The sequence below is a fragment of the Aquipuribacter hungaricus genome (assembly GCF_037860755.1).
Lineage (GTDB): Bacteria > Actinomycetota > Actinomycetes > Actinomycetales > JBBAYJ01 > Aquipuribacter > Aquipuribacter hungaricus.
Map to the genome: position 1 here is coordinate 1 of NZ_JBBEOI010000231.1, position 5,473 is coordinate 5,473.

A 5,473-nucleotide genomic window follows, 5' to 3' on the forward strand; every position below is an offset into this window, starting at 1 on the left:
GCCAGGCCGCCGGCGCGGCCGGTCACGGGAACGGCGACGGGACGGGCGGGGGCACGGCCGTCGCGCCGTGGTGCCCGCCGGCGAGGGCCGGCAGGTGATGCTGTCCGGCTGGGGCCCGGCGACCCGCTCGCTGGCCCGGGAGCTGCGCGCCCGCGGCGTCGACCTCACCGTCACCACGCTCAACCCCGACGGGGCCGGCGAGGCCGAGGCGGACGGGCACCGGGTCGTCATGGGCGACCCGACGAAGTCGGCCGTGCTGGAGATGGCCGGCCTGGAGCGCACCCGGCTGCTCGTGGTGGCCGAGGACACCCACGAGCAGGCGGTCCGCATCGCCGGGGTCGTGGCCGGCCTGGCCCGCTACGAGGTGCCCGTCCTGGCCCGCCCGCTGGGCGGCACCGACCTGGCCGAGCTCGCGGCCGTCGGCGTCCACCGCGTCGTCGACGCCGAGGGGGCGTCGCGCCACGCGCTCACCAAGGCCGTGCTCACGGCCCTGGGCGCGGACGCCGGCCCGGTGCCGGCGGTGCTGCTGCCCGACGGCGGGCGCGGCCGGCGCAGCACCGTGGACATGTCGCGCGTGGTGCAGGTGGACCCGTCGCCGGACCAGCCGGCGTGCACGCACCTGCGCCCGGTCCCGCCGGTCCTGCCCCGCTCCGTCGGCTGCGAGGAGTGCCTGCGCCAGGGCACGTCGTGGGTGCACCTGCGGGTGTGCACGGGCTGCGGCTCCGTCGGCTGCTGCGACTCCTCGCCCGGGCAGCACGCACGGGCCCACGCGGTCGGCACCGACCACCCGGTCATCGCCTCCCTGGAGCCCGGCGAGCACTGGGCCTACTGCTTCCCCGACCGGCTCACCGTGGACGGCCGGTAGCCCCGGCCCCCGCCGGGCGGTGTCTGATGGGGGCATGGCCCGTCGCACCCCGCAGCCCCCCACCCACCCCCTGCAGACCCGCCTGGAGGCGGTGCACGCCGAGCTGTCCGGCCTGGACGGCGGGACCGTGAGCACGTCGGCCCCGGCCCTGGCCGAGGCCGACCCCGACGGCTTCGGCCTGGCGCTGTGCACCGCCGACGGCCGGGTCCACGCGGTGGGGGACGCGGACCGCGAGTTCACCGTGCAGTCCGCGGTCAAGCCGTTCGTCTACGCCCTCGCCCTGGCCGACTCCGGCTGGGACGAGGTCGTCGCGCACGTCGGCGTGGAACCCACGGGCGAGCCGTTCAACGCCCTCGTGCTCGAGGCCGAGACCGGCCGGGCGCCCAACCCCATGGTCAACGCCGGGGCCATCGTCACCTGCTGCCTGGTCGCGGGCGGCACCGCGCGGGAGCGCGAGGACCGGATCCGGGCGGGCCTGTCGGGGTTCGCCGGGCGACCCCTGGGCGACGACGCGCAGGTGCGCGAGGCCGAGGCCGCCGGGGCGCGCAACAGGGCGCTGGCCTGGCTCATGAAGGACGGCGGGTCGCTGCCCCACGACGTCGACGACGCCGTCGACGTCTACCTGTTCGCCTGCTCCCTGCTGGTCACCGCCCGGGACCTGGCCGTCATGGGGGCGACCCTGGCCGCCGGCGGGCGCAACCCCCTGACGGGCGAGCAGGTCGTGCCCGTCGACCTGGTGCCCACCGTCCTCAGCGTCATGGGCACGTGCGGCATGTACGACGGCGCGGGGTCGTGGTTCGTCAAGGTCGGGCTGCCGGCCAAGTCCGGCGTCGCCGGCGGCGTGGTCGCGGTCCAGCCCGGCCAGCTCGGGATCGGGACGTGGAGCCCGGCCCTGGACGAGGACGGCAACAGCGTGCGGGGCATCGCGGCGTGCACGCGGCTGTCGGAGGACCTCGGCATGCACGAGTTCCGCCCGGAGGGCCTGGGGCTGCCGCCGGTCGAGCGCGCCGAGGCCCGAGACACCCGCTCCCGCACCTCGCGGCCGCAGGAGGACGAGGACGTGCTGCGCTCCCACGAGGACCGGCTGCACCTGGTCCGCGTGCAGGGCCCGCTCGGCCTGCGCAGCGTGGACACCGTCTGCGCGGAGCTGCTCGAGGCGGCCCAGGGCTGGCAGGGGCGGCACTGGCTCACCGTCGACCTGCGGGCGGTGGGCTGGGTGCACGGCCCGGCGGTGGACATGCTCGCCGAGGTGCTCGACGTGCTGGCCGCGTCGGACGTCACGGTGGCGCTGGTCGACCGCGACCGCAGCCAGCGCGCCGACTGGGAGGGGACCACCCCGGACGGGACCGTCCGGGACCTGGAGGACGCCCTGCGGGGCGCGGAGGACGGGCTGCTCGCCAGCCTGCGCTGACCCGCCCGGGGGCTGCGTGCAGGGCGGCTCCGGCTACCAGCCCCCGCCGCGCCCCTCCTGGCCGGTCGCGCCCGCGGGACCGACCGGCTGCGGGTGCGCCGCCAGCCACGCGCCGAACGCCTCCGGGGCCAGCGGCCGGCTCACCAGGTAGCCCTGGATGACGTCGCAGCCGCGGTCGACGAGCAGGCGCCGGGTGACGTCGTCCTCGACGCCCTCGGCGACGACCACGAGGCCGTGGGTGTGGGCCAGGTCGACGGCCGCGCCGACGATCGCCGCGTCGCCGGCGTCGCCGCTGGCCCCCGCGACGAACGACCGGTCGACCTTGACCTCGCCGACCGGCAGCATCTTGAGGTAGGCCAGGGACGACTGCCCGGTGCCGAAGTCGTCGATCGACAGCGTGACGCCGAGGTCGGCCAAGCCGCGCAGCACGACGAGCGCGTGGTCGACGTCGACCATGACGGCGGTCTCGGTGAGCTCCAGGGTGAGCGCGCTGCTGGGCAGGCCGGCGCGGGCCAGGGCGGCGGCGACCTGCTCGGGAAGCGCCTCGTTGAGCAGGCTGCGGGCGGACAGGTTGACCGCGACGGACAGGCCGGGCACCGAGACGCGCCACTGCCGGCACTGCTCCAGCGCCGTCCGCAGCACCAGGTCGGTGAGGGGGTGGATGAGGCCCGAGCGCTCGGCGAGCAGCACGAACTCGTCGGGGGTGACGCGGCCGTGGGCGGGGTGGGTCCAGCGGGCCAGGGCCTCCGCGCCGACCACCCGGCCCGTGCCGGGGTGGACCTTGGGCTGGTAGTGCACCTGGAGCTGGCCGGCCTCGATGGTCTCGCGCAGGTGCCGCAGCAGGGTGAGCCGGCGGACGCTGTCGCCCTCGCTCAGCGGGTCCCAGGTCCGGACCGCGACGCCCTCGCGCTTGGCCGCGTACATCGCCGCGTCCGCCCGGCGCAGCAGCCCGTCGGCGCTGCCCCCGTGCTCCGGCGCCACCGCCAGGCCCGCGACGACCCGGACGTCGACCGTGGTGCCGCCCAGCCGGAAGGGGCCCGCGAGCGCGGCGAGGACCGGCCGGACCGCCTGCTGGGCCTGTGCCACGGTGCCGACGTCCCGGAACAGGACGACGAACTCGTCGTTACCGAGCCGGGCGACGTGGCCGGGCGCGCTCCCCCACGGCACCAGCCGGGCCCCGACCTGCTGCAGCAGCTCGTCGCCCGTCCCGTGCCCGAAGGCCTCGTTGATGTCGGTGAAGCCGTCGAGGTCCAGGACGAGGACCGCCGTGCTCCCGCCGCGGCCGAGCTCCGCGGTGAGCGCGCCGAGGGCGTGGCGGCGGTTGGGCAGACCGGTCAGCTGGTCGTGCAGCGACAGCTGCTCCTGCCGCTCGGCCTCCGCGCGCAGCCGGTCCAGCAGCCGCGACTTCTGCAGCTGCACCGCGGTGTGGTTGGCCAGGGAGCCCAGCAGGCGAAGGTCCTCGCTGCCGAACGGGCCGAGGTGGTGGGGCCGGTCGACGACGGCGAGGACCGCGTCCACGTCGCCGTCCACGTGCAGCGGGGCGGCCAGGGCGTCCCGCGGGCCGGCGTCGTCCTGGCCGTGGCGCCGGACCGCCCGCCCGTCGACGGCCTCGGCGAGCCAGGCCGGCACGACGAGCGGCTCCTCCACCACCTCGTCGCCCACCAGGCGCAGCAGCAGGCCCGGGTCGGTGCCGCCGCGGGCGGGCAGGACGAGGAGCTCGGCGCCCTGCGAGGCGAGGATGTCGCGGGCCTGCCGCAGCACGGTCCGGCACACCTCGGCGGTGTCGACCTCCTCCTGCACCCGCCGCGTGAAGCGGTACAGCGACTCCAGCCGGGCGTGGCTGCGGTCCAGCGAGGAGTAGCCCCGGTAGGCCAGGGCCACGGTGAGCAGCACGCCGACCAGCAGCACCAGGGCCACCGGCCGGGTGTCGAGCAGGACCACGACGAGCAGGCCCAGGCTGGTGTTGGTGAGCGCGGCCACGAGCCCCGTCGTCACGGCCTCCACCAGGACGCCGTCGTCGAAGGCCCGCACCTTGAGCCACACCACGGCGGTGAGGGCCGCCGCCCCGACCAGGTCGGTGACGACGACCGTGGCCAGCGCCGCCAGCAGCCCGCGCGCGCTCGTCGGGTCCGCCGTGCCGAGCGCCAGGTGGTACAGCGCGGCAGCGAGCGAGGCCTCCAGCGCGAGCAGGCTGAGGTTGAACAGGAGCTTCTCGCTGCCGCTGCGCCGGCGGAGCATCGCCACCGCCGAGCCCAGGACGCTCGCGGCGAGGAGCTCCACGGGGGCCAGGAGGACGAGGCCGACGACGAGGGGCACCTCGCGGAAGGAGACGCTCAGGGACTCCCGCCGCGCCTGGACGTGGACGACGACGAGCTCGGCGAGGACGAAGGCGGGGACGAGCAGCCACCAGGGCGGGCCCTCGAGCGGGGCGGTGACCCCGCGCAGCGGTCCCAGGTGCAGGAGCACGGCGGCCAGGGCCAGCAGCGCGCTGAACACCGAGATGGCGTACCTGCGGGACGACACCCACCCCATCGGATCACCTCCGACCGTCCCCGGGAGCCCGTCCGTGCGGGCCAGGTGGCCGAGCCTAGATCACCGAGCGTCAGACGTCCCGACTGAGGGTCAGGTCCACCCGTCCGCCGACCAGCTGCGCCCGGACCAGCTGCGCCCGGTCCACTCCGCGTCGGACCACGAGCGGCCCTCCCAGCCGGCCTGCGACCAGCTGCGGCCCGCCCACTCCTGGTCCGACCACGACCGGCCCGACCAGCTGCGGCCGGCCCAGTCCGAGCCCGACCAGGAGCGCCCGAGGAAGGACATCGTCGACCAGGAGCGGCCCGACCACGAGCGGCCCGACCAGCTGCGGCCCTGCCAGTCGGCGGCGGCCCAGGTGTCGCCCTGCCAGCCGGCGCCGGTCCAGGTGCTGCCGTTCCAGGTGCCGCCGGACCACGAGCGGCCGGCCGCTGACAGCGGGGCCCAGGCCGCGGCGTCCCACGCGGTGCCGAAGATGTCCTGCTCGCCCTCGAGCACCGAGCCGTCCATCGGGTCGACGACCCAGGTGCCGGCGCGGGAGGCCTCGAGGGAACCGAGGCCGGTGGAGCGGGGGGCGGTCTGCGTGTGCGCGGGCACCTGGCCGGCGCGGGCCGCGGCGACCGCGGCGGCGACGTCGAGGACGCCGGCGCCCTGGGCGGGGCCCGTCT

The 5,473-nt window shown here is 76.9% G+C and carries 3 protein-coding genes and 1 pseudogene; 2 read left to right on the plus strand and 2 right to left on the minus strand.

Going from position 1 to position 5,473, the window contains the following annotated elements; all coding sequences use genetic code 11:
* Positions 1 to 67 precede the first annotated feature (67 nt).
* Both WCS02_RS16875 and glsA read left to right on the plus strand, forming a co-directional pair.
* A complete protein-coding gene (locus WCS02_RS16875; protein ID WP_340295342.1) occupies positions 68 to 865 on the plus strand; it encodes an NAD-binding protein in 798 nt (265 codons plus the stop codon).
* 34 nt (positions 866 to 899) lie between these two features.
* A complete protein-coding gene (glsA, locus tag WCS02_RS16880) occupies positions 900 to 2,276 on the plus strand; it encodes a glutaminase A (RefSeq protein WP_340295344.1) in 1,377 nt (458 codons plus the stop codon).
* 33 nt (positions 2,277 to 2,309) lie between these two features.
* On the opposite strand, the gene WCS02_RS16885 is transcribed toward glsA, so the two are convergent.
* Positions 2,310 to 4,799, minus strand: a complete 2,490-nt coding sequence (locus tag WCS02_RS16885) for a putative bifunctional diguanylate cyclase/phosphodiesterase (RefSeq protein ID WP_340295346.1) — start codon at positions 4,797 to 4,799, stop codon at positions 2,310 to 2,312.
* Between the two features lie 99 nt (positions 4,800 to 4,898).
* Positions 4,899 to 5,473 (minus strand): annotated as a pseudogene (locus WCS02_RS16890) (hypothetical protein); the annotation flags it as partial.

What these genes read in the sequence shown, in the direction of transcription:
- glsA (WP_340295344.1), top strand. Translation starts at nt 900, where the DNA reads ATGGCCCGTCGCACCCCGCAGCCCCCCACCCACCCCCTGCAGACCCGC.